The 26453-nt window shown below is 37.8% G+C and carries 23 protein-coding genes; 14 read left to right on the top strand and 9 right to left on the bottom strand.

From position 1 onward, the window contains the following. The first annotated feature begins 429 nt into the window (after positions 1–429). From CA265_21205 to CA265_21195, 3 genes are all read left to right on the top strand, one after another. The gene (locus CA265_21205) at positions 430–2292 is read left to right on the top strand and encodes an ABC transporter (GenBank protein ID ARS42037.1); all 1863 of its coding nucleotides are present in this window, start codon (positions 430–432) and stop codon (positions 2290–2292) included. Between the two features lie 147 nt (positions 2293–2439). Next, positions 2440–4302: a tRNA uridine-5-carboxymethylaminomethyl(34) synthesis enzyme MnmG gene (locus tag CA265_21200; protein ARS42036.1), complete on the top strand. Its 1863-nt coding sequence runs from the start codon at positions 2440–2442 to the stop codon at positions 4300–4302. Positions 4303–4423: 121 nt separating this feature from the next. Further along, on the top strand, positions 4424–6067 hold the full coding sequence (locus tag CA265_21195) for a hypothetical protein (protein ARS42035.1): 1644 nt from the start codon (positions 4424–4426) through the stop codon (positions 6065–6067). Positions 6068–6164: 97 nt separating this feature from the next. Here the strand turns inward: CA265_21195 and CA265_21190 are convergent, their stop codons facing one another. Continuing rightward, positions 6165–6677: a gamma carbonic anhydrase family protein gene (locus tag CA265_21190; GenBank protein ARS42034.1), complete on the bottom strand. Its 513-nt coding sequence runs from the start codon at positions 6675–6677 to the stop codon at positions 6165–6167. Positions 6678–6777: 100 nt separating this feature from the next. Further along, positions 6778–8364, bottom strand: coding sequence for an L-aspartate oxidase (locus CA265_21185; protein ID ARS43081.1), 1587 nt, complete (start codon positions 8362–8364; stop codon positions 6778–6780). A 450-nt stretch (positions 8365–8814) separates the two neighbouring features. Here CA265_21185 and CA265_21180 point away from each other — a divergent pair, with 450 nt between their 5' ends. The 4 genes from CA265_21180 (at position 8815) to CA265_21165 (ending at position 12511) form a co-directional block, all read left to right on the top strand. Beyond that, positions 8815–9813 carry a quinolinate synthase gene (locus CA265_21180; protein ID ARS42033.1) on the top strand — a complete coding sequence of 333 codons (999 nt, stop codon included), beginning with the start codon at positions 8815–8817 and terminating at the stop codon, positions 9811–9813. Between the two features lie 47 nt (positions 9814–9860). Continuing rightward, the gene (locus tag CA265_21175) at positions 9861–11093 is read left to right on the top strand and encodes a sodium:proton antiporter (protein ID ARS42032.1); all 1233 of its coding nucleotides are present in this window, start codon (positions 9861–9863) and stop codon (positions 11091–11093) included. Between the two features lie 92 nt (positions 11094–11185). Further along, the gene (locus CA265_21170) at positions 11186–12226 is read left to right on the top strand and encodes a thiamine-phosphate kinase (protein ARS42031.1); all 1041 of its coding nucleotides are present in this window, start codon (positions 11186–11188) and stop codon (positions 12224–12226) included. Between the two features lie 90 nt (positions 12227–12316). After that, complete coding sequence (locus CA265_21165; protein ID ARS42030.1) at positions 12317–12511, top strand: hypothetical protein; 195 nt, start codon at positions 12317–12319, stop codon at positions 12509–12511. Here CA265_21165 and CA265_21160 read toward each other — a convergent pair. Continuing rightward, positions 12508–13884: a DNA recombination protein RmuC gene (locus CA265_21160; GenBank protein ID ARS42029.1), complete on the bottom strand. Its 1377-nt coding sequence runs from the start codon at positions 13882–13884 to the stop codon at positions 12508–12510. The two genes, CA265_21165 and CA265_21160, sit on opposite strands and share 4 nt — an antisense overlap. Before the next feature lie 118 nt (positions 13885–14002). Here CA265_21160 and CA265_21155 point away from each other — a divergent pair, with 118 nt between their 5' ends. The 3 genes from CA265_21155 (at position 14003) to CA265_21145 (ending at position 16739) form a co-directional block, all read left to right on the top strand. Beyond that, entirely contained in the window at positions 14003–14842 is an 840-nt protein-coding gene (locus CA265_21155; GenBank protein ARS42028.1) for a formyltetrahydrofolate deformylase, read from the top strand. Positions 14843–15073: 231 nt separating this feature from the next. Beyond that, positions 15074–15784 carry a hypothetical protein gene (locus tag CA265_21150; GenBank protein ARS42027.1) on the top strand — a complete coding sequence of 237 codons (711 nt, stop codon included), beginning with the start codon at positions 15074–15076 and terminating at the stop codon, positions 15782–15784. Between the two features lie 145 nt (positions 15785–15929). Beyond that, positions 15930–16739 (top strand): hypothetical protein, encoded by an 810-nt coding sequence (locus CA265_21145; protein ID ARS42026.1) that lies wholly within the window; start codon positions 15930–15932, stop codon positions 16737–16739. Positions 16740–16784: 45 nt separating this feature from the next. Here CA265_21145 and CA265_21140 read toward each other — a convergent pair whose 3' ends face one another. After that, complete coding sequence (locus CA265_21140) at positions 16785–17921, bottom strand: FAD-dependent oxidoreductase (GenBank protein ID ARS42025.1); 1137 nt, start codon at positions 17919–17921, stop codon at positions 16785–16787. A gap of 83 nt (positions 17922–18004) precedes the next feature. Between CA265_21140 and CA265_21135 the strand changes: the two genes are divergently transcribed. After that, positions 18005–18700: a hypothetical protein gene (locus tag CA265_21135; protein ARS42024.1), complete on the top strand. Its 696-nt coding sequence runs from the start codon at positions 18005–18007 to the stop codon at positions 18698–18700. 494 nt (positions 18701–19194) lie between these two features. On the opposite strand, the gene CA265_21130 is transcribed toward CA265_21135, so the two are convergent. Continuing rightward, a complete protein-coding gene (locus CA265_21130; protein ARS42023.1) occupies positions 19195–19581 on the bottom strand; it encodes a Co2+/Mg2+ efflux protein ApaG in 387 nt (128 codons plus the stop codon). 36 nt (positions 19582–19617) lie between these two features. Further along, on the bottom strand, positions 19618–20625 hold the full coding sequence (locus CA265_21125) for a tRNA dihydrouridine synthase DusB (GenBank protein ID ARS42022.1): 1008 nt from the start codon (positions 20623–20625) through the stop codon (positions 19618–19620). A gap of 43 nt (positions 20626–20668) precedes the next feature. Between CA265_21125 and CA265_21120 the strand changes: the two genes are divergently transcribed. Genes CA265_21120 through CA265_21110 form a run of 3 tightly spaced genes read left to right on the top strand, consistent with a single transcriptional unit; the run spans position 20669 to position 22635 of the window. Beyond that, a complete protein-coding gene (locus tag CA265_21120; GenBank protein ID ARS42021.1) occupies positions 20669–21595 on the top strand; it encodes a CPBP family intramembrane metalloprotease domain-containing protein in 927 nt (308 codons plus the stop codon). Then, complete coding sequence (locus tag CA265_21115; GenBank protein ID ARS42020.1) at positions 21564–21782, top strand: hypothetical protein; 219 nt, start codon at positions 21564–21566, stop codon at positions 21780–21782. The genes CA265_21120 and CA265_21115 overlap by 32 nt, the downstream gene beginning before the upstream one ends. A gap of 43 nt (positions 21783–21825) precedes the next feature. Beyond that, positions 21826–22635: a phosphatidate cytidylyltransferase gene (locus tag CA265_21110; protein ID ARS42019.1), complete on the top strand. Its 810-nt coding sequence runs from the start codon at positions 21826–21828 to the stop codon at positions 22633–22635. A gap of 78 nt (positions 22636–22713) precedes the next feature. Here the strand turns inward: CA265_21110 and CA265_21105 are convergent, their stop codons facing one another. The 3 genes from CA265_21105 to CA265_21095 form a co-directional block, all read right to left on the bottom strand. Then, the gene (locus CA265_21105) at positions 22714–23379 is read right to left on the bottom strand and encodes a 16S rRNA (cytosine(1402)-N(4))-methyltransferase (protein ARS42018.1); all 666 of its coding nucleotides are present in this window, start codon (positions 23377–23379) and stop codon (positions 22714–22716) included. 61 nt (positions 23380–23440) lie between these two features. Then, positions 23441–23827 carry an acyl-CoA thioesterase gene (locus CA265_21100; protein ARS42017.1) on the bottom strand — a complete coding sequence of 129 codons (387 nt, stop codon included), beginning with the start codon at positions 23825–23827 and terminating at the stop codon, positions 23441–23443. 125 nt (positions 23828–23952) lie between these two features. Then, the gene (locus tag CA265_21095; protein ARS42016.1) at positions 23953–26286 is read right to left on the bottom strand and encodes a 5-methyltetrahydropteroyltriglutamate--homocysteine S-methyltransferase; all 2334 of its coding nucleotides are present in this window, start codon (positions 26284–26286) and stop codon (positions 23953–23955) included. Between the last annotated feature and the right edge of the window lie 167 nt (positions 26287–26453).

The following is a 26453-nucleotide window of genomic DNA, read 5'->3' as shown; positions in this document are numbered from 1 at the left end:
CAATTATTTCCTTCCCTATTTTTTTATGGCGTTCGTCTAAAAGTTACGGGCGTTCGTCGACTATTAGGCTATACTGGTATAATACATCAAAAACCGCTGCAACTTTTATGGCCTGTTGCAGTCTTATATTAAAAAGCAACAATAAAAAGATGAAGAGTTGAGGTTGTTAAACCTGTTTTCTAGTCATCATACAAGATAAAGTTTAGTTTTAGTTAATGATTGAAGCAGCGGTGGAGCGAGTCCGACCGCTGTTTTCTTTTATATACAACCGCATGCGATATAAATCCATACTTTCCAGATAGATAAATCATCAATAACAGGCCATTTTTAGCCTGATACAGATTGCTTTACAATTTGATTATGCCGTTCCAAATATTTTATACTTACTTTTGCACTAATTTTCCTTTATAAATCCGAAATACAAAAAAATTGAGCACACTAATTGCGGCAGAAGGCTTAGGGCATGGTTATCATGACGAATGGCTATTTAAAAATTTAACCTTGGGTATTAACTCTGGTCAGCGCGTGGCGTTGGTTGGAATTAATGGTGCAGGTAAGAGTACACTTTTGAAATTATTGGCAGAAAGGTTCCCTCCGCTCGAAGGTAAAATTGTAAAAAATAAAGCTGTTAAAATCGGTTTCCTCGACCAGGAGCCTCAATTTACGGAGGGTTTTTCTATTAGCGACCACATATTCTCGCTGGAGAATAAACAACAACAATTGATTAAGGAATATGAGGAGTTAATTGAAGATCCAAACCCGGATGAGAAAACACTTAACCGTTTATATGAAGAATTAAGTGAGCATAACGCCTGGGAATATGAACATGAGATCAAGACCATTTTAAACAGAATGGGCATTACTCATCTTCAGCAGAAAATATCAACGTTATCTGGTGGACAAAAGAAACGTTTGGCTTTGGCTAAACTCTTAATTGAGGATCCTGAAATTTTGGTGCTTGATGAGCCAACCAACCACTTGGATATTGACACAATTGAATGGCTGGAGAAATTATTAACTACCGGACAAAAAACAATATTACTCGTTACCCACGACAGGTACTTTTTAGATAATGTTTGCAATACCATTGTAGAGTTAGACAGGGGAAAAATATTTAACTATAACGGAAATTATGCTTACTTCTTAGAAAAGAAAAGCGAAAGGGAGGCTTTAGACGCGACGGTTTTACATAAGAACCAACAGCTATTGAAGAAAGAATTAGAGTGGATGAGGCGTATGCCACAAGCCCGAGCGACGAAATCTAACGCTAGAATTAATGCTTTTTACGATTTAGAGGAAAAAACCAAGAAAAAGACTGATAATCAGAGTATTAACCTCCAAATGAAGATGTCTCGTCAAGGCGGGAAGATTATTGAGCTGGAACATGTTCAAAAAGCATTTGACGGGCGTCCGATCATCAATGATTTTAGTTACACCTTTAAAAAAGGCGATCGTATTGGCCTGGCCGGAAAAAACGGAACAGGAAAATCTACCCTGCTGAATATTATTACCAGTCAATTGAAACCGGACAATGGTAAAGTTGATACTGGAGAAACAACCGTATTTGGCTACTATAAACAGGGTGGTTTAACTTTCGATCCGAAGGAAAGAGTAATTGATATTGTAAAGTCTGATGCCGAATATATCAAGATGGCCGACGGCTCAGTGATTACTGCTTCTGCCCTATTAACCTTATTTCTTTTCCCGCCTAAGAAGCAACATGGCATGGTAGAGAAATTAAGCGGTGGTGAAAAGAAGCGTTTGAACCTGATGAAGGTGTTGATGCAAAATCCAAATTTTTTGATTTTGGATGAGCCCACCAACGATCTTGACATCGACACCTTAAATGTTCTTGAAGAATTTTTAGAGAATTTCCCAGGCATTTTAATGTTGGTTTCACACGACAGATACCTACTCGATAAAATGAGTGATCAGCTATTTATCATGGAGGGTGAAGGCGTCGTTAAAATTTACAATGGTAATTATTCCGAATATCGTTTGAGTTTAGAACAACCAAAAGTTAAAACTGAAACCAAGAAAAGCCCTGCTCCTGTTGTAGAACAAGCACCAGTGAAAGCAGCAAAAAAATTGAGTTTCAAAGAACAAAAAGAATTAGAAGATAGCGAAAAAGGCATCGCAGAAATGGAAAATAAAATAGCTTCGCTTAACGAAAGTCTTGTTAAAATTGACGCGACCGACTATGTGAAAATTCAAGAAGTTTCAGCAGAAATAGAATCGCTTCAGGTAAAGCTCGACGAATTCACCATGCGTTGGCTTGAACTATCAGAATAACGAAAGCGCAATTCTAAGATGTTTTCCGCGTTATGTTTCACGTGGAACATCAACAAATCGTCATGCTGAAAATAAAATCAGCATCTCGTAATATTAAGATAAAAACCAATTGTTTCACGTGGAACAATTAAAGAAATATAAAATAAAATGTTTTCAAAATACGATTTGATTGTTGTTGGTGCTGGTCACGCAGGCTGTGAAGCTGCTGCTGCCGCTGCCAATTTAGGGTCATCTGTTTTATTAATCACAATGAATATGGGCACCATCGCCCAGATGAGTTGTAACCCTGCCATGGGTGGTGTAGCTAAAGGACAGATTGTTCGCGAGGTGGATGCAATGGGCGGATACTCAGGCATCATCTCTGATAAATCGACCATTCAGTTTAGAATGCTCAATAAATCAAAGGGTCCTGCTATGTGGAGCCCAAGAGCACAAATTGATAGAATGCGTTTTGCTGAAGAGTGGCGTTTAGCATTAGAAAGAACATCTAATCTTGACATATGGCAGGATAGCGTGGTAGGCCTATTAGTAAAAGATAATACGGTATACGGCGTTAAAACTTCTTTAGGTATCGAGATAGAAAGTACAGCAGTAGTCCTGACTAACGGTACATTTCTAAATGGCGTAATGCACATCGGAGAAAAGAAATTTGGAGGTGGTAGAACCGCAGAAAGAGCTTCAACCGGAATTACCGAACAGCTGGTAGAATTGGGTATGGAAGCAGGCCGTATGAAAACTGGTACTCCCCCACGTGTGGATGGAAGAAGTTTAGATTATACCAAAATGGAAGAACAATGGGGAGATGAAAACCCAGGTAAATTCTCCTACACAGATACTGAAGTTTCTACCGATCAACGTTGTTGCTGGATCACTTATACCAATGGGGATGTTCACGAAACTTTAAAAGAAGGCTTCGAAAAATCGCCCATGTTTACCGGAAGAATTAAAGGTTTGGGCCCGAGGTACTGCCCATCTATCGAAGATAAAATTAATCGTTTTGCGGAACGTGACAGACACCAGATTTTTGTTGAACCTGAAGGATGGAACACTTGCGAAATTTATGTAAATGGATTTTCAACTTCACTTCCCGAAGATGTACAATTTAAAGCCTTGAGATTAATACCAGGTTTTGAGCAGGCAAAAATGTTCAGGCCGGGCTATGCCATCGAGTACGATTTCTTCCCACCTACCCAATTGTCTTTAACATTAGAAACTAAATTGATCAGCAATTTATTTTTAGCAGGACAAATTAACGGAACTACAGGATACGAAGAAGCGGCTTGTCAAGGTTTCATGGCCGGCATAAATGCACATCAAAAAATCACGGATAAACACGAACTGATCATGAAAAGATCTGACAGTTATATTGGTGTTTTAATTGATGACCTGGTAACTAAAGGAACGGAAGAACCTTATCGCATGTTTACCTCCAGAGCCGAACACCGTTTATTATTGAGACAAGATAATGCCGATATCCGCCTATCTCCTATCGGACATGAGTTGGGTTTAATTTCTGACGAGCGTTTAGAAAAGGTAAATCAGAAAATTGCAAATGCTGATGCTTTGGTTAAGTTCACCAGAAACCAGGGAATCGAAATGAGCGATGCCAATCCAATGCTTGAAAGTTTAGGATCGAGTGTTTTAAATCAAAATGTAAAAATACACAGTCTCGTTGGAAGACCTCATGTTGGATTACCCGATTTAATTAAGGTAAGCAAACCTCTTGCTGAAGCTACCAAAGATTTAGACAACGAAACGATTGAGCAGGCAGAAATCAAAATTAAATATGAAAGTTATTTTGAGAAGGAAAATGAGATTGTAGCCAAGATGTTGAAGATGGAAGACAAAGAAATTAAACCAGATTTCGATTACAATAAAATTGTTTCCATTTCAAAAGAAGCTCGTGAAAAATTATTTAAGATCAAACCACGTACTTTAGGTCAGGCTTCACGAATTTCAGGCGTTTCACCTTCAGATATATCGGTTTTAATGGTTTATATCAATAAGTAATTGATTATCAACACTTTAACTATTTTAAAACAGACTTAAAATAAAGCGATATAAGCTAAAAAAAAGATTTTTTAATGTTACGGTTCCAAAAAGTATAAAAATTCGTCAGAACGTTTAAAATATGCCAAATTTAAAAGCTCAGTATTTTAACCTTAAAAATTTAGCGGTTGTGGTAACCATACTCCTATTTTTTGGTTGTGCAAGTATCCAAACGCCTCAGGGCGGACCAAAAGATACCAAGCCACCAAAAGTTTTAAGCATGACTCCAAAAAATCAAACAAGGAATTTTAATGCTAAAAAAATAGTAATCGAGTTTGATGAATATTTTAACCTTAAGGATGAGTTTAAAGAATTTTCCATTTCTCCCGATCAGGAAAAACTTCCCGAACTAAAAAAAAGACAAAAGAGATTAGAAATTAATCTCAAAGATACTTTAGAAAAAAATACAACTTATACTTTAAACTTCGGAAAATCTGTTGCCGATGTGAACGAAGGAAATGTTGTTAAAAATTTATCCTATGTTTTTTCCACCGGACCCGAAATAGATTCGCTATCATTAAGTGGTAAAGTAATTAATTCGTTAACCGATGAACCCGAGAAAGAAGTTACCGTATTTATTTTGCCTTTGGAAAGAGATACTATTTTCGGGAAAAAACGTCCTTCAATTTACACGACCACTGACAGTGCAGGAACGTACAAATTGAATAACTTAAGGAAAGGCACCTATAAAGTATATGCGGTTAAAGAAAGTAGCGGGGGAGGCGACAAAATATACCAGCAGCTTTCGGATGAAGTTGGATTTATAAAAGAACCGATTGTAATAGATAAAAATATTGAGAATATAGACCTGCAAATATTTAAAGAGTTAGCACCAGAATTCCGCGTATTAGACCGAAAATTAAATAATGATGGAAGTATATCAATCAGCTTAAATCAGCAGCTTAAAAGTCCTAAAATAACCATTACAGACCCGCCAGCTGTAGATGTAGGCAAGTTTGTCCATTTTTCAAAAAATAATGATACTGCCAAAATCTGGCTAAAGGATTTAAGTTTCGATTCGGTTAAAGTTGCCATACAAGATCAGGGTAAGGTTTTACAGACTTTAAACTTTACCAGGGGTAAAAAAGATACTTATACACGCGATGTAGCGATTTCTGATAATTTATCCGGTGGTAAACTAAATCCTTTTCAGCAGTTGACCCTAACCTTTCCTTTTCCGATGACTGCTGCAGATCCATCTAAAATCACGCTTTTAGAAGATTCTGTAAAACGAACAACTTTTGAGGTGGTAAAAGACAGTGTAGATTTTCTTAAATATTACATCAAATACCCCTGGAAAAATAAAAGAACTTATGATTTAAAATTAGCTGCAGGTGCCTTTACAGCTATATTTAACGCTAAAAACAAAGATGTAACCAAACGTTTTTCATTAGAAAGCGCGGATGCTTATACCACCCTGGTATTAAATGTAACTGTTCCGGATACTTCGAAAAGATATGTTGTACAGTTTTTAAATGAAAAAAAGGACATTATAAAATCTTTTCCGGTAAGCAAAAATTCGAAAGTTACTTTTTCTAAATATCCGGCTGGCAAATATATGCTCAGGGTAATTTATGATGAAAATAAAAACGGAATATGGGATACCGGAAATGTAAAGGAAGGATACCAGCCCGAAAAAGTCTGGTATTTAAAAGCTTTAATGGATTTAAAACCGAATTGGGAACGCGAAGATCCATTGGCGATACCTGCGCCACCAACTAAATAAAAAAAGTCGTCATCTCGACTGGAACACAGTGGAACGGAGAGATCTATCTCGAAACAGATTTCTCCATTCCGTTTCACTTCAGTCGAAATGACGGAAACTATTGGGTAAACCAACCCGAATACATGATATAATTATCAGGCAATTTATTCAATAAAGCCCTTTGCTCCTCAGTAATGGGCTTTATTTTTTTAGCTGGTGTACCCGCGTATAAATAACCTTTTTCGCAAACAGTATTCTCTAGCACTACAGATCCCGCTGCAATGATACAATACTCCTCTATCACCGCATGATCCATTACAATTGCACCCATACCGATTAAAACATTATCCTGGACGGTACAACCATGTACTATTGCATTATGCCCTACAGATACCCGGTTACCGATGTGTGTAGATGCTTTTAAATAGGTAGCATGAATTACAGCACCGTCTTGTATGTTCGATTCATTTCCGATTGTAATGGCATTTACATCGCCTCTAATCACGGCATTAAACCACACTGAACATTTATCACCGATTATTACATCACCAACAATGGTGGCGTTTTCAGCAATAAAATTATCTTTTCCTATTTCAGGGTATTTATTTTTTACGGGTAATATTAAAGGCATAACATTATTTTACGTCACCCTGAATTTATTTCAGGGTCTTTTTAAGTATTGTATATGTGATATTTAGATGCTGAACTAAATTCAGCATGACGATTCTACATTAAAAAACGGTATCTACTAATTCTTTTGCATGCTCAGGATAATCAGTAGTATAATGTAGTCCCCTGCTCTCTTTCCGTTGCATTGCAGATTTAATCACCAGATAAGCAGTTTGAATTACATTACGCAATTCGCAAAGTTTAACCGAAACCTTATTCTTTTTATAAAATTCTTCTGTTTCCTGATAGATTAAAAACAAGCGGCGATGTGCCCGCTCCAAACGAAAATCAGAACGTACAATACCTACATAATCGCCCATTATTTTTTGTAGCTCCCTAAGGTTATGTGTTACCAATACATCTTCGTTGCTTTGCGTAACACCTTTCGAATCCCATTCAGGAATGTTCTCGGGGATGACATTATTTTTAAAGTTTTCTATGGCATCCTGATAAATGCGGTGTGCAAAAACGGTAGCTTCCAGTAAAGAATTGGATGCCAAACGATTAGCACCATGTAGGCCAGTTGAAGAACACTCTCCACAGGCATATAAATTTTTAATCGAAGAACGACCATATTCGTCAACCAGAATACCACCACACATATAATGAGATGCAGGGGTAACCGGGATATAATCTTTCGTCATATCTATCCCTATTGATAAACACTTGGCATATATATTAGGAAAGTGTTTCAGAATATCTGCTTTCTTACGCATCGTAATATCCAGGTAAACAAAGTCATCACCCGATTTCTTCATTTCATTATCTACCGCACGGGCTACAATATCACGTGGTGCTAACGATTTACGCTCATCATATTCATGCATAAACTCTTCACCATTTTTACGCCTTAAAACGCCACCAAAACCCCTAACTGCTTCCGAAATTAAGAAGGATGGATACTCTCCGGGATGGTATAAGGCTGTTGGATGGAACTGAATAAACTCCATATTTCTCACTTTTCCTTTTGCACGATAAACCATTGCCATCCCATCACCTGTTGCAATAACCGGATTTGTTGTGGCCGAATACACATGTCCGGCACCACCCGAAGCCATCACAGTCACATTTGCCACAATCTTTTCCACATCGTTAAGCTCTGTGTTAAAGGCATATATGCCGTAACAGTTAATATCTTCGGTACGTTTATCCACAAACTCACCCAGGTGATGCTGGGTAATTAACTCCAGTGCGAAGTAATGTGTTAATATCTCTATGTTGTTATTCTCATGAATTTCATTTAGCAACACCCGTTCAATCTCGTATCCGGTGATATCTTTATAGTGTAAAACACGGTGTTCAGAGTGTCCTCCCTCCTTAGCTAAATCATAGAAACCAGCGTTATCTTTATCGAAGTTTATACCATAATCAATGATCTCCTGAATACGCTGAGGCCCCTCTTTTACAACGATTTCCACAATTTTTTCATCACATAATCCATCGCCGGCAATCAAGGTATCATCAATATGTTTCTCAAAAGAATCACCTTTATCTACCACAACTGCAACACCGCCCTGAGCGTATTTTGTATTCGATTCGTCTTCGTTCGATTTAGTAACAATTAAAACCTTACCAAACTTTGCCGCTTTAAGCGCGAAACTCAAACCCGCTATACCTGAACCAATTACCAGAAAATCTACTTTCCTCATTAATAAAAACATTTACTTTATCCACGATGTTAACAACTAGTTGATAAATGTTAACTCTGTGTCTAAATTATCCTAACAAATAAATTTGAATGTTTAAAGCTACTCTAAAAAGACAATTTGCCACAATCTTTTAAGTAATTTTTGAGCACCTTTGTACAAGTAATTAACTTTTTACCCACTTATAAACAATTAACATTCGGGTATTGATAAAAATTAGGCAACTTTTCGATAGTGCTGAAAATCAAACTCATGATATTATAGAAATGTAATCTAAATGTTAGTAAACGATTAACAACTTATATAAAAGAACTTTTTTTTGAAACTTGTCAACAATACTAACACACTAATAAACAAACAAGATTTATTTATTTAAAAATACTTATTAATTATTGAGACGTTGAAAGCTTTATCTTTGGCCAACGTCAAAATTCAAAAAAGGAAAATTTTAAAATGAACATAGATGTCTTAGAAGAAATCAACAAAAAAGGTTTCGCAGAAGAAGAAATTGATCCTACACTCGATCTTTTTGCGGAGATTGAGAAATTAAAAAAGGAAAAGAATGCCATCATTCTTGCACATTATTACCAAGAGCCTGACATACAGGATATTGCAGATTATATTGGCGATAGTTTAGGCTTATCTCAGGAAGCTGCAAAAACGGATGCTGATGTAATTGTGTTTGCAGGTGTGCATTTTATGGCCGAAACGGCGAAGATTTTATCACCGAATAAAACGGTTTTATTGCCAGATGTAAAAGCAGGATGCTCATTAGCAGATAGTTGCCCACCGCATTTGTTTAGAAAGTTTAAAGAAAAATATCCAGATCACCTGGTGATCACGTATGTAAACTGCACGGCCGAATTAAAAGCTTTAAGTGATATTGTTTGTACCAGTACCAATGCGGTTCAAATTGTAGAGAGTTTACCTAAAGATCAAAAAATAATATTCGGCCCCGACCGGAATTTAGGTGCTTACGTGGCCAAGAAAACTGGTCGCGATCTGGTATTGTGGAATGGTGCCTGTATGGTACACGAAATTTTTTCACAGGAGAAAATTACCAAGCTGAAAGAACGCCATCCGAATGCTAAGTTTATTGCCCACCCGGAATGTGAAGAAGTGGTTTTGAAAATGGCTGATTATATTGGTTCAACAACCGGACTTTTAAAATATACCATTACCAATCCGGCAACAGAATTTATTGTAGCTACCGAAAGTGGAATTATCCACCAGATGGAGAAGGCAAATCCAACAAAAACATTTATTCCGGCACCGCCAAATAATAGCTGTGCCTGTAACGATTGCCCTTACATGAAAAGAAATACTTTAGAAAAACTATATTTATGTATTAAAAATGGTTTGCCAGAAGTTACTGTACCTGGGCATATTATCGAGCAGGCACGTAAGCCGATTCAAAGAATGCTGGATATTTCGGCGGAATTGGGTTTGTAAAAATTACCAAACCTTACAGGTTTCAAAAACCTGTAAGGTTTATTGAAATATTTATGGAAAAAAACAACATCCTTAAAAATTATTCAGGCTTATTATGGCTTTTGGTAGGTATAACTGTTGGAAGTATAGTGGGTTTAATTTTTGGGAAAAGTGTAGAGAGTATAAAACCATTAGGTGATATATTTTTAAACCTGTTGTTTACTGCCGTTATTCCATTGGTATTTTTTGCAGTTTCGTCGGCAATTGCCAATATAGACCGGACAAAGAAATTAGGAAGATTATTAACCATTATGGTTTTGGTTTTTCTTTCTACCATACTCATTTCTGCGGTTTTAACGCTGGTTGCCACATGGATTTTCCCCATTCATCAGCAATTGGGAAATACGCCTTTACCAACTGAACCAGAAAAAATACAGTCGTTTGGGGAACAAATGACCCAACTTTTAACCGTAGGAGAATTTTTTGAGATTGGCAGTAGAAAAAATATGCTGGCTCTCATTATTTTTTCAGTATTAGTGGGTTTTTCTACACTATATTCTGGGAAAGAGGGCGATGGCTTTAAAAACTTCCTGGTTTCGGGCAATGAAGTGATGAAAAAACTCATCATTTTAATTATGAAACTGGGGCCAATTGGTTTGGGTGCTTATTTTGCCTATCAGGTTGGGGTTTTTGGGCCACAGCTTTTTGGAACTTATGCCAAAGCTTTAGGTTTGTATTATGGTGTAGGCGCATTTTATTTTATCGTCTTTTTCACCTTATTTGCTTTTGTTGCAGGTGGGTTTAAAGCGATAAAAGTATTTTGGAAAAATAATATTGTGCCGTCTTTAACTTCTATCGGAACCTGTAGCAGTATTGCCACGATTCCGGCGAATTTAGATGGTGCCCGAAAAATGGGGGTGCCCGATTACATTACCAATGTGACGATTCCCTTAGGTTCAACCTTGCATAAAGATGGTTCGAGTATCAGTTCTATTGTTAAAATTGCGGTTGTTTTTGCCATTTTTGGTAAAGATTTGGTTCATGTTGATACCATAATTTTGGCTTTGGGCATTACCGTTTTAGTCAGTATTGTTGAGGGCGGAATACCAAATGGGGGCTATATTGGCGAATTATTAATGATTTCGGCTTACCAATTGCCACCCGAAGCTTTACCACCGGCTATGATTATTGGAACGTTGGTTGATCCGATGGCGACTTTGTTAAACGCTACGGGTGATAATGTTGCAGCGATGTTAATTGCCAGATTTACCGAAGGTAAAAATTGGATGGAGAGTAAATAAAATAGATAAATCCGTCATGCTGAATTTAGTTCAGCATCTTATTAGTAAGGCTCTGAAACAAGTTCAGCGTGACGATAATTGTAATATAATTTATGTTTGAGAATAAAGAGCGTACAGATATTAATGAATTAGGTGAGTTTGGGTTAATTAAACACCTGACTACTAATTTTAAAATTAAAAATGATTATTCGGTAAAAGGAGTTGGGGATGATGCGGCTGTTTTAGATGCTAAAGGAAAGCAAACCTTAATTTCAACCGATTTATTGCTGGAAGGAATCCACTTTGATCTGGCTTATGTGCCTTTAATGCACTTAGGTTACAAGGCTGTTCAGGTAAATTTGAGTGATATTTATGCCATGAACGGAAAAGCTAGTCAGATTACAGTTTCGCTGGGTTTGTCGAGTAAATTTCCCTTAGAAGCAGTTGAAGAAATTTACAAAGGAATTGAACTGGCCTGCAACAAATACAACATCGATTTAATTGGTGGAGATACTTCATCAAGCAAGCAAGGTTTGGTGATTAGTATTACCAGTATTGGTTATGCCGATGCCGATAAAGTGGTGTACAGAAATGGTGCTCAGGAGCATGATTTATTGTGTGTTTCTGGAGATTTGGGCGGTGCTTATTTAGGCTTGCAAATTTTAGAAAGAGAGAAATTAATCTATCTGGAAAATCCACAAATACAGCCAGATTTAGAAGGTAAAGATTACATCATCGAAAGACAATTAAAACCAGAGGCAAGGATGGATATTGTTGCACTTTTAGATGAAATGAATATCAAACCCACTTCGATGATTGATGTTTCGGATGGTTTAGCTTCTGAAATTTTGCATTTGGCAGAACAATCAGATAAAGGAATAACCATTTATGAAGAAAAAATACCTTTAGATCCAATGACTTATGAAACGGCCCGCGAGTTAGGTTTAGACCCGACAGTTTGTGCTTTAAGTGGTGGCGAAGATTATGAGTTATTGTTTACCATCAGTCAGGAAGATTATAAAAAACTGAAACATGATGTAGACATAACCGTGATTGGCCATGTTACCGATAAAAATTCGGGCTGTAAAATGGTTTCAAAATCGGAAAAAGTACATGAGTTGAAAGCCCAGGGATGGAATGCTTTTAATAAGTAATTATTATATATTCGTCATTGCGAGAAGGCTTTTTTAGCCGACGAAGCAATCTTTCTCACTAAAAAGATTGCTTCGTCATTCTTCCTCGCAATGACGGTTTTTTCTTTGAATTCTAAAAAGACTAAAGTATTCACTGAAAATAGAAAAATTTTAAAAAAAATCGTTCACAGGCTCTCACAAAAAATCACTAACTTTGCAAGTTTTTGTGATCATTTTTTAAGTAATACCATTTCTAAAAATCGGGAGGCTTCGCCTCAAAATTTTAAAAACCGCTTTAAACACTAATCCTCATTGGCATCCAGATATTTTGTATCAATCTGTTTGGTGGTTTTTGCTCCAAGTTTTTTAATCTTTTCAGAAGTGTTGGTTAAATTTCCGGCGCCGACTGATAATTTATTAATGGCTTTATCATAGGCATCCTGTCCATTTTTGATGTGTTTACCAATGTTTTCCATGTCAGCAACAAAGCCTACAAATTTATCGTACATGCTGCCGCTTAAACGGGCAATTTCCATTACATTCCGGTTTTGGCGTTCCTGTTTCCACATGCTGGCAATGGTACGCAAGGTGGCTAATAAGGTTGATGGACTCACGATTACTACCCTTCTATCCCATGCGAAATTGAATAGTTCGGCATCTTTTTGTATGGCAATACTGAAAGAAGATTCGATCGGAACAAACAGCAAAACAAAATCCGGAGAATTGATCTTATATAAATCCTGGTAATTTTTAGAAGAGAGCTCTAATATGTGATTCTTGATCGAGGCTAAATGGGCTTTTATAAAGCCGTCACGCTCTTCATCCGTCTCTGCTGATACAGAACGCTCATAAGCAACCAGCGATACCTTAGCATCAACTACAAGATGTTTGTTGTCTGGAAGATCTATCACCACGTCGGGCTGGTAGCGACCGCCTTCGGCGGATACATGCGAGGCTTGAATGCGGTATTCCTGATCGCGCACTAAACCCGAGCGTTCTAAAACTTTTTCTAAAATTACTTCTCCCCAGTTGCCTTGTTTTTTGCTATCGCCTTTTAATGCTTTGGTTAAATTATTGGCATCTTCCTGGATCTGTTTGCTTTGGTCCATTAATAAAGAAATTACACCTTTTAAGGTATTTCTTTCGTCTGACTCCGCTTTATAAACTTTTTCTACCTTATCTTCAAAGGCTTTAATGTTTTCTTTCAAAGGATTTAAAATAATATCCAGATTGGTGCGGTTTTGCTCAATAAATTTACTCGATTTTTCCTCCAGGATTTTATTGGCAATTAATTCAAAGTCTTTGTTCAGTTTTTCTTGCGATTGCTCATAACTTAGCTTTTGTTCGGCAAGCTTTTCTTTTTCGGCGACGTAAAAAGATCGCGTGCTTTCCAGTTCACGGTTGGCATCTGCAAGCCGATCGCGTTCAGCCTGTAATTCATCAATCAATCGTTGCTGCTCCTGCTTAAGCAAAATCGTAATGTGTTCTTTTTCAACCGATAAATTAGAAACACGCTCGTCGGCTTTGGCTAAACTAATTTTTAACGATTCATTTTCACTTTTTATTCTTTCGAAATCTTCTACCGAGATAATAGAAATCGCAGCCTGTGGTTTCTTTAAGAATAAAAGTACCAAAACAATTAAAATAACGATTAGTAAAGCAATACCGGCGATCTCCATAATGATAAAAATTTTAGCAAAAATGAATATTTAAAATAGATATACCAAAAATTTTTAGTTATTGTGAATGGGGTATAACGGAAAAAAATTTATATAATTGAACATTAGTATATTATAAATGAATGCATTAACAGTCCTCATATCCTGCCCCGATCAAGTTGGTTTAGTTACAAATATTACCCGGGTGCTGGCTGCACATCAATTGAATATTATTGCGATGCGCGAGTTTGTAGATGAAGCCAATAAATCTTTTTTTACCCGTATTGCCTGTACCGGAAATTTAGAGGATGCAGATAAATTAAGAGAAAAACTTTTAGAAAATTTGCCCAATGCTGCCGAGGTAAATTTAATTACCCAGCAGGAAAAACAGATTGCTGTTTTGGTCACTAAAGAGTACCATTGTTTAGCCGAGATACTGATTAAAAATCAGTTTAAAACTTTAGGGGCCAATGTTAGGTGTGTAATTGGTAATTATGAAAGCCTGAGGGATTTTACTGAAAAATTGGGTATTCCCTATTTTTACGTCGATCATACGAATAAAGATAAAAGTGCATTTGAAGCTGAAGTAAAAGAAATTATCAACCGGTTCGGGGTAGATTATTTGGTGCTGGCCAAATTTATGCGAATTCTATCCGCTGATTTTGTAAAAGATTATGCAGGTAAAATCATCAATATCCATCATTCGTTTTTGCCCGCTTTTATAGGTGCCAATCCCTACCGTCAGGCTTTTGAACGTGGTGTAAAAATTATTGGTGCTACTGCCCATTTTGTTACCGATAACCTGGACGAAGGACCGATTATTACCCAACATACCAATCATGTGGATCATAACTTTGGGGTGAAAGAAATGGTTCGTGCAGGTAAAGAAATAGAGAAAAAAGTATTGTTAGAAGCCCTGGAACTTATTTTTGAAGACCGCGTTTTTGTGAGTGGAAATAAGACGATTGTGTTTAAGTAAGCGCTTGGCGTTAGGTGCTAAGTGTTTGGCGGTAAATGGAGTAAAAATACAATCCATGTTATTGTAATTTTTGAATTGGTTTAAATAAATTTCTATATTTAAGTACACACAAATAACTTGATAATGAAATATTTATTTATCCTACTATTGCTATGCGCCGTCGGCGCCAAAGCCCAGAATGGGTTAACATTCGACAAACGTTTACTGGAGTGTGAAAATAAGTGGATCGCTATGTCTCTTGATAGTGAAAGCACTTATGCCTACGGTTTTGTATATCTGGATTATTCGGCAGGGCTTACCTTTGATTGCTATGGATCATTCACGATTGATAGTGGTATATACAAGCCTAAAACAGTGGATAATCAGAGAAGTAGGATTCAGCCAACCGAAGTTAAAGTAGCTATTATTCCAGCTGAAAGATTAAAAGAATTGGCCGTTGAAGAATTTCCCACTAAGTATAAAAACTATGCTGGAAATAGCAACACGAATTACCGTTACATCAAATTTATTCAAATATATAACAGTTGGAAAGAGTACAATGTGGCTTCCAAATATGTATTGGCGTTATCAGAAACAGAACGTGGTGCTCCAAGTTATATAGAACAAGATCCAATTGATAAAAATAAAAAAATCCGTAAAACATTTGAAATAACCACGGCTAACTTTGGCAATTATGCAAAAAAAGCAGAAGCCTATAAGAAGGATATTTTTATGCTTACACAGGCAAATAAAATGGAAGAGGCCGAACAGACCTATTTGCACGCATTAATATATTGTAGTGATGAAGCATTTAAAGCAGATATGGCATACAATATCACGTACCAGTATTATAAAAATGCAAACAGAGAAAAATTCGATTTTTGGTGTAAAGAAATAAACAGATGGATTATACCTCAGGATATTTATAGAGATAAAATAAAAATGATGGCTGGTAAATTATAGCTTACCATTTATTCAGGAGAAGATGTAGCCACCTTCTCCTGTTTGCGAACCAATTGCAATACCCACCGCATTTTCCATCGGCTTCACAAGCTGTTTTGTATGTAAATAAATTTCTATATTTAAGTACACACAAATGACTTGAAAAATGAAATATTTATTCATCCTGCTATTGCTATGCGCCGTCGGCGCCAAAGCCCAGAATGGGCTAAAGTTCAACAAACTGCTAATCGATTGCGAAAACAAATGGATCGCCATATCACTCGATGACGGTGCCCCCTACACATTTGGTTATGTTTACCTGGATAATTCTGCAGGACTTAGCTTTAAACAGAAAGGGACTTTTACGATCGAAAATGATGTTTATCTGCCAATACATACGGCTGAAGTAAAGAGTAGAATTGAACCAACTGAAATGAAAGTTTCGCTTATTCCTGCTAAAAGACTGGCTGAGCTTAAAGTAGAGGAATCGCCAGGCGAGCTGGAATATATAGGTAAAAATAATAGTAGAGACCGTTATGGTAAACTGGCACAAACCTACAAAAAATGGAAGAGGTATAAATTAGCAGATAAGTTCGAGAATTTAGCAAGTGGTACCTATACTCATTTTTATTTTGATGGGGGAGATTTTGTTACTGAAACGGTCTCAAGTCCCCAAAAAACGCGTAAAATAAAAGCCTTTAACGGCAATTATACTGATAGCTATAAACAGGAAATTTTTTGGCTCACACAGGCCAAAAAAATGAGGGAGGCGCAGCTTACCTACATCGATGCGATAAGGAATTGCGATGATGAAACGGCTAAAGCCGATATGGCTTATAATATAGCTTACCAGTATTACATCATAGCAGATGTGAAAAAGTTTAATATTTGGAGCAACGAGGTAAAAAGGTGGATCGTTAAGGATAATAACTATTTAGGTAAAATAGAAAAAATGCAGGCCATGCTTAAAAAGTAATTATTCAGCTGGTTAATGGCAGATATTGCAGATTTTAATGATAGCTTACCATGTATTCAGGAGAAGCCTGGCCACATCTTCTCCTGTTTGCGAACCAATGGCTATGCCCATTCCATTGCAGCGCGTAGCACAAAAGATATTGGGCTTAACCTCTTTTATGAATGGTTCCAGAATTTTTCCAAAGGCCATAATACCACTCCATCGATAATCGATTTCATAATTAACTTTAGGGAGGATTACATTTTTCAATAAATCTTCCAGTGCCAGCTGAACCGGTTCAGTTTGACCAAACTCGGTTGTTTCTTCGGCTTTAAAATCAATATTTCGGCCACCACCTAATAAAATCCTTTTATTTATGTTTCTGAAATAGTAATAACCGCTATCGTAATGGAAGGTACCTGCTATTTTTAACGCTTTAATGGGTTTGGTAATTAATACCTGGCCACGACCCGGACTAATATCAATATCGGGCAATAAATCTTTAATAAATGCATTTGTGGTGACCACCAGTTGCTTGCAAAAAAAGGATCCATTTTTGGTTATTAGTCGCGAACCGGATATTTCGGAATGAACTTCTTCTACCGTACAGTTATTAAAAAGGCTAACACCAATTTTTTGTGCGTATTGAATTAAGGCAAACATCATTTTACCACTATCAATCTGTGCTTCGTATTGGTTTTCGATTAAAGTGCTGACGCCTTCAAAACCAAAGTCACTAATCTTCTTATTGGCAAGGCCAAAAGCATCTTCACCAATAACATCGTTAATGAGACGGTTAAAATGTTCAATTTTGGATACACATGTGTCGGCCAAAAGAATGTCACCCTTTTTAAATAATTCATAGCCGCCTAAACATTGGTAATCAATGGTTTTGTCTCCCAACAAACTCCGCAGTTTAAGCAGGCCTTTCCAGCGTTTTTCTATAAGTAATGCAAGGCCATCCAAGCCAGCACTTTCTTCTTGCTCAATCAGTTCAGAAATGCTACCGAAGCATGCAAAACCCGCATTTTTGGTGCTGGCCCCACTTGGTAAAAAGCCCCTTTCCAGTATGGCTATTTTTAAAGTCGGCGCTGTTTTTTTAAGCTGGATAGCCGCATTTAAACCTACAATTCCACTGCCGATAATGATGATATCGTAAGTAAAAAACGACTCCTTTTCCCAATATGAAAACGCTGTTGGCATAGTATAAATGTAGCATTTTTTAACACTCAAATAATATGGGAACGCTTTTTGATATATGCTAAGCGAAAAACATACAGAAGAAAATGGGAGTTTATTTAATATTAATCATCCCGGTATTATTGCTGAGCATGTTTGTACAATGGCGATTTAGAAATAAATTTTCTAAATATGCAGAAATGCAACTTAGCTCTGGTTTATCGGGCAAAGAGGTAGCAGAAAGAATGTTACATGATAATGGGATATACGACGTGAAGGTGATGAGTACCGAAGGACAATTAACAGATCATTACAATCCATCAGATAAAACCGTTAATTTAAGTACAGATGTATATTATAGCCGAAGCGTTGCTGCCGCGGCTGTAGCGGCCCACGAATGTGGACATGCCGTACAACAGGCGAAATCGTATAACTGGTTACAGTTAAGAAGCAGTATGGTTCCGGTGGTAAGTATATCATCTAATCTTTTACAATGGGTATTATTAATTGGTGTATTGCTGATCGGTTTTACCGGAAATCCAATTGTTTTGGCTATTGGTGTAGTCGGTTTGGCATTGGTAACCATCTTTAGTATCATTACCCTGCCAGTCGAATTTGATGCCAGTAACCGTGCATTGGCCTGGCTAAAAAACAATAACGGTGTAATGCAAACACAAGAAGAAAATGCGCAGGCCAAAGATGCACTTTGGTGGGCAGCCATGACTTATGTGGTAGCAGCTGTAGGTGCATTAGCCAATTTATTGTATTACGCATCGATGCTTTTTGGAAGAAGCAGAGATTAGAGATATTTAATTATGAAAAGCACAGAGCGGCCGGGTTAATCCTGGCCGTTTTTGGTTTTTATCGGTTTGGAAAATAGAATCTTTACTTTCTCTTTTTTGGAAAGCAGGTTTGGAAGCTTTTCGGTTTGATGCAGTCCCGCTATCCGCTTTACTTCGTGTTCGCTCCTATCGGGTTTAGGTGGCACTGATAGTTATACTATTTGAGGTAGCCGGGTGCAGAAATAGGATTTTACCTGCATGATGAGTTAAGCTTTAATAATTGCAGTGTCACTGCTTTTAAACCTGATTGACGTGAAAAGCCCACAGCGCAGCGAGGACTTGAAACAAAAAGCAGGACTGACACTAAAATAGAATGCTGCAATTGTTTTTCTAAAGAATAGATAAAAGAGATTGGTTGCTGTTTACAGCATTGTTGAGGCACCTGTAGAGCTAATTTGCTTCAGAGATTTCTCCATTTCGCTTCACTTCAGTCGAAATGACGATTTTTCTAAGAATTAATTCAGTTTATAAGGCGCGATTAACTGAAACTCTGGGATATCAACTTCGAATTCAGATCCGTCAATGTCGCGTTTCATTAAATAGGCACCTTTCATGCTGCCCATATCGGTTTTCAGATTACAGCCAGAAACATATACATGCGTTTCGCCAGGCTGGATAATGGGTTGTAAACCAACAACACCCTCACCTTCTACCTCTCTTCGGCTACTGTTCGAGTCGAAAATAAACCACTGTCGGCGCATCAATTGCACAGCATAATCAGAAAGATTAGAAATTTCTACGCGATAAGCGAACATATAATGTTCGTTGGCCGGATTTGAATATTCTGGCTGGTAAACTGTTTCAACTGAAACTTTAACCCCGTCTGTGATAGCTGTAACCATGATGATTTACGAATGTATAAAAAAACCTTTCAAAAATCAAGCCAGTACTTTAGTGGCATCGTAGTCGGCAAATTTTTCTGCCACTTCTTCTAAAATACTGTAAATGTTGTTGATATCTGGCTCGGCCACCAAACGCATACGGTAAGGTTTAAAATCTGGCAGGCCTTTAAAATAGTTGGCATAATGGCGGCGCATTTCGAAAATTCCTGTTTTAGGACCCTTCCATTCCAGCGATTTATCTAAGTGTGTACGGCAAACTTCAATACGTTCTTCAATAGTTGGTCCGGCAAGGTGCTCGCCTGTTTTAAAAAAGTGTTTTACCTCGCGGAAAATCCATGGATAACCAATTGCAGCACGACCAATCATAATGCCATCTATCTCATATTCCATGCGCCAGTTAGCTGCTTTTTCAGGACTGTCTACATCCCCATTACCAAAAATGGGGATTTTGATGCGTGGATTGCGTTTAATCTCGCGGATAAGCGACCAGTCGGCCTCGCCTTTATATAACTGTGCTCTTGTTCTGCCATGAATGGTAAGGGCCTGGATGCCCACATCCTGAAGGCGCTCGGCCACTTCGTAAACGTTTTTGGTGTTATCGTCCCAACCCAGGCGGGTTTTAACTGTAACAGGTAAATGTGAAGCTTTAACTACCGCTTCGGTCATTTTTACCATTTTATCAATATCCTGTAACAGGCTGGAACCTGCGCCTTTACATACTACATTTTTAACCGGACAGCCATAATTGATGTCTACGAGATCGGGTCCTGCAGCAGAGGCAATTTCTGATGCTTCTCTCATGTGATCGATATCGCCACCAAAAATCTGGATACCAATTGGTCTTTCGTACTCGAAAATATCAAGCTTTTGTATGCTTTTTGCAGCATCACGGATCAAACCCTCCGAAGAAATAAATTCGGTATACATCATATCAGCTCCGTTTTTTTTGCATACATAACGGAATGGCGGATCGCTTACATCCTCCATTGGAGCCAGCAATAACGGGAACTCACCTAAATCTATATTTCCTATCTTAACAGACATTTTCTATCTTCAACGATTAATAAAACATACAAAGGTACAAATAATGAATTTTGTAACACCTAACAAGGAGGAAATCAATCCTTTCTTACAATTACTTTTACTTTTATTTTACGCAGTTATAGGCGGGCTTGTATTTGGGATCCTGGCTATTGCCATCGTTTTAATGATGTATGGCTTAGGAATAGTAAGTAATCTGGACATGCTTTTAGCTGGTGATCCTAAGTATATTGGTGGTTTTAAAGTGATACAAATATTAAGTTCCATCGGAACATTTATTTTACCTCCAATCGCCCTGGCTTTAACAGAGCGGAAAAAAGTAACCGAATTTTATCTTTTCAGGCAACCAAAATTCTTATTGGTTGTGCTGGTTCTCGCTATTATGATCCTGAGTATGCCATTTATGGAGTGGACGGTGATCTGGAACCAGAAAATGGTTTTGCCTGATTTTTTGCATCAGATAGAACAGTGGATGAAGGAAAAGGAGGCTATTGCAATGAAAATGACCATTCAATTGATCACCGTACGCAGTAATTTCGACTTTATTGTAAACCTCATCATGATTGCCGTTATACCTGCAGTTGGTGAAGAACTGATGTTTCGTGGAGGCGTGCAGCGATCGTTAAACAGGGCTTTTGAGAATCCCCATGTGGCTATCTGGTTATCAGCCATTATTTTTAGTGCCATCCATGTGCAGTTTTATGGTTTTGTACCCCGTATGTTATTGGGCGCAGGATTTGGTTACCTGTATTATTTTAGCGGAAGCATCTGGTATGCCATGCTGGCGCACTTTATAAATAATGCTTATGCGGTTTGTGCGGCTTTTTATATGCAGAAACACCATATGCCACTGGATAAAGCGGATGAACCAATCGGTTTTCCATGGTATGGCTATTTAATTAGTGCAATAATTACCATAGCTTTGTTTAAATTTTTTAAAGATAGCGCAACACGTGAGCGAAAATTGGGTTAAAGTATATACCACCAGCGATGCCTTTGCGGCCGAGGTATTAAAACAGGGATTAACAGAAGCCGGGATTCCGGCAGTAACGATGAATAAACAGCTCTCGGCCTATAATATTGGCGAAATAAATGTTTTGGTGAACAAGGTAGATTTCGATAAAGCCATAGAATACATCGTTGAAAACGAAATTGAGTAGTAATAATGACCTTAAACCTTACACCCTTTACCTCTTACCTTAAATGAAAACCAGGGCAATAACCGCTTTCTTTTTTACCATTGTAATGCTTGGCTCCATTTTACTGGGGAGTTATACTTTTACTATTTTTTATCTTGTTTTAAGTGTTTTGGCTTTGTTTGAGTTTTATAAGCTGATTAAAAACGCTGGAATCAGGCCACACCGCAATATTGGTTTGGCGGCTAGCTCATTAATATTTTTAATGGCTGCAGGTTTACACTACCTCAAATACGATGTTAAATACCTTTTGCTTTGTATCCCGCTAATTTTCTCGGTTTTTATTACGGAGTTATATAAAAAGAACAAAATTCCATTCGCCAATATCTCCTACACTTTTGTGGGCTTTGTTTATGTAACCATTCCTTTCTGTTTTTTTCATGCGCTGGGTTTTTTAAAAAACTGGAGCGAATACAATTTTCATCTTCCCCTGGCATTTTTACTGATGCTTTGGGCAAATGATACAGGCGCATATCTTTTCGGCGTAAAATATGGTAAACGCAAATTGTTCGAGCGCCACTCGCCAAAGAAAAGCTGGGAAGGTTTTTTCGGAGGCATGTTTACCAGTGTTTTGGTTGCTTTTGGTTTATCATTTCTGTTTACCGAAAGTCCTGCCTGGGTTTGGATTGGTATGGCTGTATTGATTGCCTGCTTTGGTACACTGGGCGATTTAGTAGAATCGATGCTTAAAAGGAGCCTGGATACGAAAGATAGTGGTGGTTTATTACCCGGCCACGGTGGTTTGTTAGATCGTTTTGATGGCTTGTTACTGGCAGCTCCAGTAGTTTATGCTTATCTGTACCTGATTTTGTATTAAAATTGAACTTATTATCGCCCTCATTTGCAACGGGGATGAATGAGATCCTCATTACAAAGCAGGACAATGATGTTTTTTTTATGCAGTAGCCGTTACAATGTAATATTCCCTTTCCAGCTGTTCGCCGGTTTTACTTTGTACCTGCTCTAATTTTTTAAGGGTATTTTTAATGGTAAGACCTGCTTTTTCTAATAATTCTTTTACGGTTTCTACTTCGTAAAGTGTAAAGCCATAAGGGGTAAAAGGGAGGTTTTGCATGAAAGTTTTATCAGCAAAACCTATAGAAAAAGTGCCCTTAGGTTTTAATATTCGCTTAATTTCGTTAAGGTATTCGCTGGGATTTGTCCAGAAGTATATTGTATTAACCGTAAAAATTTTATCAAACCGATAATCATCAAAAGGCAATGTAATGCCATCTGTTAGCTGAAAGTGAACCTTTCCTTTTGTTATGAAATCCTGATTGATCTTCCTGGCTTCAGCAATAATGGTTGGTGAAATATCGGCACCAAAATAATGGAGGTTTTCGGCTTTTGATAATAATTGAGCGATGTGTCCGCCGTTGCCATGACCGATTTCTAAAACAGTTTCATTGTTTTGAAGATCAAGTGAATCAATTGCAGCGGTCGTCATGCCGATATTATTGGCATGCATCATTTCACCTGTTTTAATGCCGTGTTCGCCTTCGGGACAAGCCAATTGCCTGGCAATATTTTTTAAGTCTTCCTCAGAAAGTTGCTGTTCCATAATCAAATTTAAAGATTCCGGCGGTATGATTTTTACATCTTTTTGGCCAAAGCTTATAAGATTATTTAATTACCTGAACCGGTTTTTTATTTTCATCAATGGCCACAAAAGTAAAATCGCCATGTACGGCCAACTCTCTTCCTTCAGCATACATCTGCTCGATATAAATTTCTACATTAACCTTTAAACTGGTATTTCCCACATGGTTTACCTTACCGATAAGCTCTACAATAGTGCCTGCCGGGATTGGTTTTTTAAAATCTATCCGGTCGCTGCTTACAGTAACCATAATCTGACGGCTAAATCGGGTTGCGGTAATAAAAGCAACCTCATCCATTAAGTGCATGGCGGTGCCTCCGAAAAGGGTATCGTAATGATTGGTTGTATTAGGGAAAACGGCTTTAAAAATGCTGGTTTTAGAATTTTCTATTCTTTCTTCTAGGGTCATGGGTTAAATATAGGTGCTGTAAAAAGCTTTGACAACTTTCTTTATTAGAAAGTTGTCAAAGTAAAGCTTCGCTATGGATAACAGGAATAGAAAAATCCGTGTTTCCGTAGCAAAAATAAGCAGGGTTAATTCGCCTGAAGAGCTGCAGCCAAAACCTCTTCGGCTTTACGCATCTCTTTCGCGGCCTCGACCATTTCTATTAAAGCCTTTTTGGTTTCGTCCCAACCACGGGTTTTTAAACCACAATCAGGGTTTACCCAGAGTTGTTCGGGAGGAATAACAGCCTTTGCTTTTTTGAGTAACTGAACCATTTCTTCCCGCTTCGGAACCCTTGGAGAGTGGATATCGTATACACCCGGGCCAATTTCATTTGGATATTTAAAATCGGCAAAAGCGTCTAACAATTCCATCTGCGACCGTGAAGTTTCAATGGTGATCACATCTGCATCCATATCGGCAATGTTTTGGATGATATCGTTAAACTCGGAGTAACACATGTGCGTGTGGATCTGTGTATCGTCTTTCACGCCACTGGCCGAAATTTTAAAGGCTTTAACTGCCCAATTCAAATAGTTTTGCCAATCGGCTTTGCGTAATGGTAAACCCTCCCTGATGGCGGGCTCGTCAATCTGAATGATCTTTATCCCTGCATTTTCCAGGTCGCAAACCTCATCACGGATGGCCAGGGCAATTTGCGTGCAGGTTTCGGATCTTGGTTGATCGTTACGGACGAACGACCATTGTAAAATCGTTACCGGACCTGTTAACATCCCTTTCATGTATTTCGAGGTAAGCGACTGTGCATAGGCCGTCCACTTTACGGTCATGGGTTTAGGGCGCGAAACATCACCAAAAATGATCGGTGGTTTTACACAGCGTGAGCCATAACTCTGTACCCAGCCATTTTTAGAGAAAGCAAACCCATCCAGTTGCTCGCCGAAATACTCCACCATGTCGTTACGTTCAAATTCGCCATGAACCAACACGTCCAGATCGATTTCTTCCTGCCAGTTTACGGCTTTTGCTGTTTCTTTGGCGATCAGATCATCATATTCTTCCACGGTAAAAGTTCCGTTTTTAAGTTTGGCCCTCCAGCTTCTTACTTCTGCTGTTTGCGGAAACGATCCGATGGTGGTAGTGGCATAAATAGGGAGATTAAGTTCCTGTTGCTTAATTTTTCTGCTTGAAAATGGACTTAAACGCTCTGCATCCTGCGCCTTTAAACCTAATACACGTTCTTTTACTTCGGGGTTATGGATGATTTTAGAAACTTTGCGGTTAGCAATGGCAATTTTGTTTTCCTCCAGTTTTTGCAGGGTAGATGCAGGGCTTTCGTTGGTAATTAGCTTTTTTAAGGTCGCTAGCTCCGAAATTTTTTGTTTCGAATAAGCCAGCCATTGTTTAATTTCTGCTGAAAGATTTTGCTCATTGGTTTCATTGTCTAAATCAACCGGTGAGTGGATTAGTGAACAAGATGGAGCGATCCAAACTTTATCTAATCCTCTTTTTTCTACCACTTGATTAATGATTGAAACGGATTTTTCGAAATCGTTTTTCCAGATATTTCTTCCGTCTACCAAACCTAACGAAAGGATGGTCTCTTCTTTTAATGAAGCCAAAACAGCCGATAATTGATCTTCAGCACGTACCAGATCGATATGTAAAACATTTACCGGTAATGAAGTCGTTAGGGCTAAATTATTGCCCAAACCTTCGAAATAAGTAGCCAAAACAATTTTTAGCCTTGGGAAAGTCTTTCTGATCTCTTTATAAACATATTCGTAAGCTTTTTTGTCTTTATCGGTAAGATCTAGGGTCAAAAAGGGCTCATCAAACTGAACATATTCTACATCCAAAGCATCTAACCGGGATAAAATCTCAATATAAACCGGAAGGAGATTTTTGATCAGGTCGATTTTTTCAAAGCCAGCTTCTTTTTCTTTTCCTAATAAAAGGTAAGAAACCGGACCGATTAAAACAGGCTTGGTCGTAATACCCAATTGTTTCGCCTCATAAAACTCATCGATCACTTTAGTAGAGAAAAGTTTAAAAGGCTGGTCTTTATAAAATTCAGGAACAATGTAATGATAATTGGTGTCGAACCACTTGGTCATTTCCATGGCTACTACATCCAATCCCTCCTTTTGATAACCCCTGGCCATGGCAAAATAAAGATCAAGCTCAGAATTTCCTTTTTTCAGGATTACTTCGTTGTACCTTTTTGGGATGGCCCCAAAAGTTAAAGAATGATCGAGCACATGATCATAAAAAGAAAAGTCGTTCGAAGGAATAACATCAATTCCAGCTTCTTTTTGAAGGTTCCAGTTTTCGTGGCGAATGTTTTTTCCCACCTGAAGCACATTTTTGTACCCAGTTTTATCTGCCCAGTAATTTTCGCAGATTTTCTTTAATTCCCTTTGGCTACCTATTCGCGGATAGCCCAGATTTTGCGTTAGCATCTCTTTTAAAGATTAAGTAAATAAATCGTTTAAAAGCCCTCAAGCAATATTTTGTAATACTTTATGTTAAAAATTAAAAGGAAAGGTTATGGCACAGCCCGCCTACTCATCAGCCAAAAGCTTAAAGCAAGCCTATAAAATTTTAATTTTATGGTGTACAATCAGAC

The organism is Sphingobacteriaceae bacterium GW460-11-11-14-LB5, from assembly GCA_002151545.1.
Lineage (GTDB): Bacteria > Bacteroidota > Bacteroidia > Sphingobacteriales > Sphingobacteriaceae > Pedobacter.
Note: the sequence above shows the minus strand (reverse complement) of the source record. Positions and strands in the feature narration are given on the sequence as shown.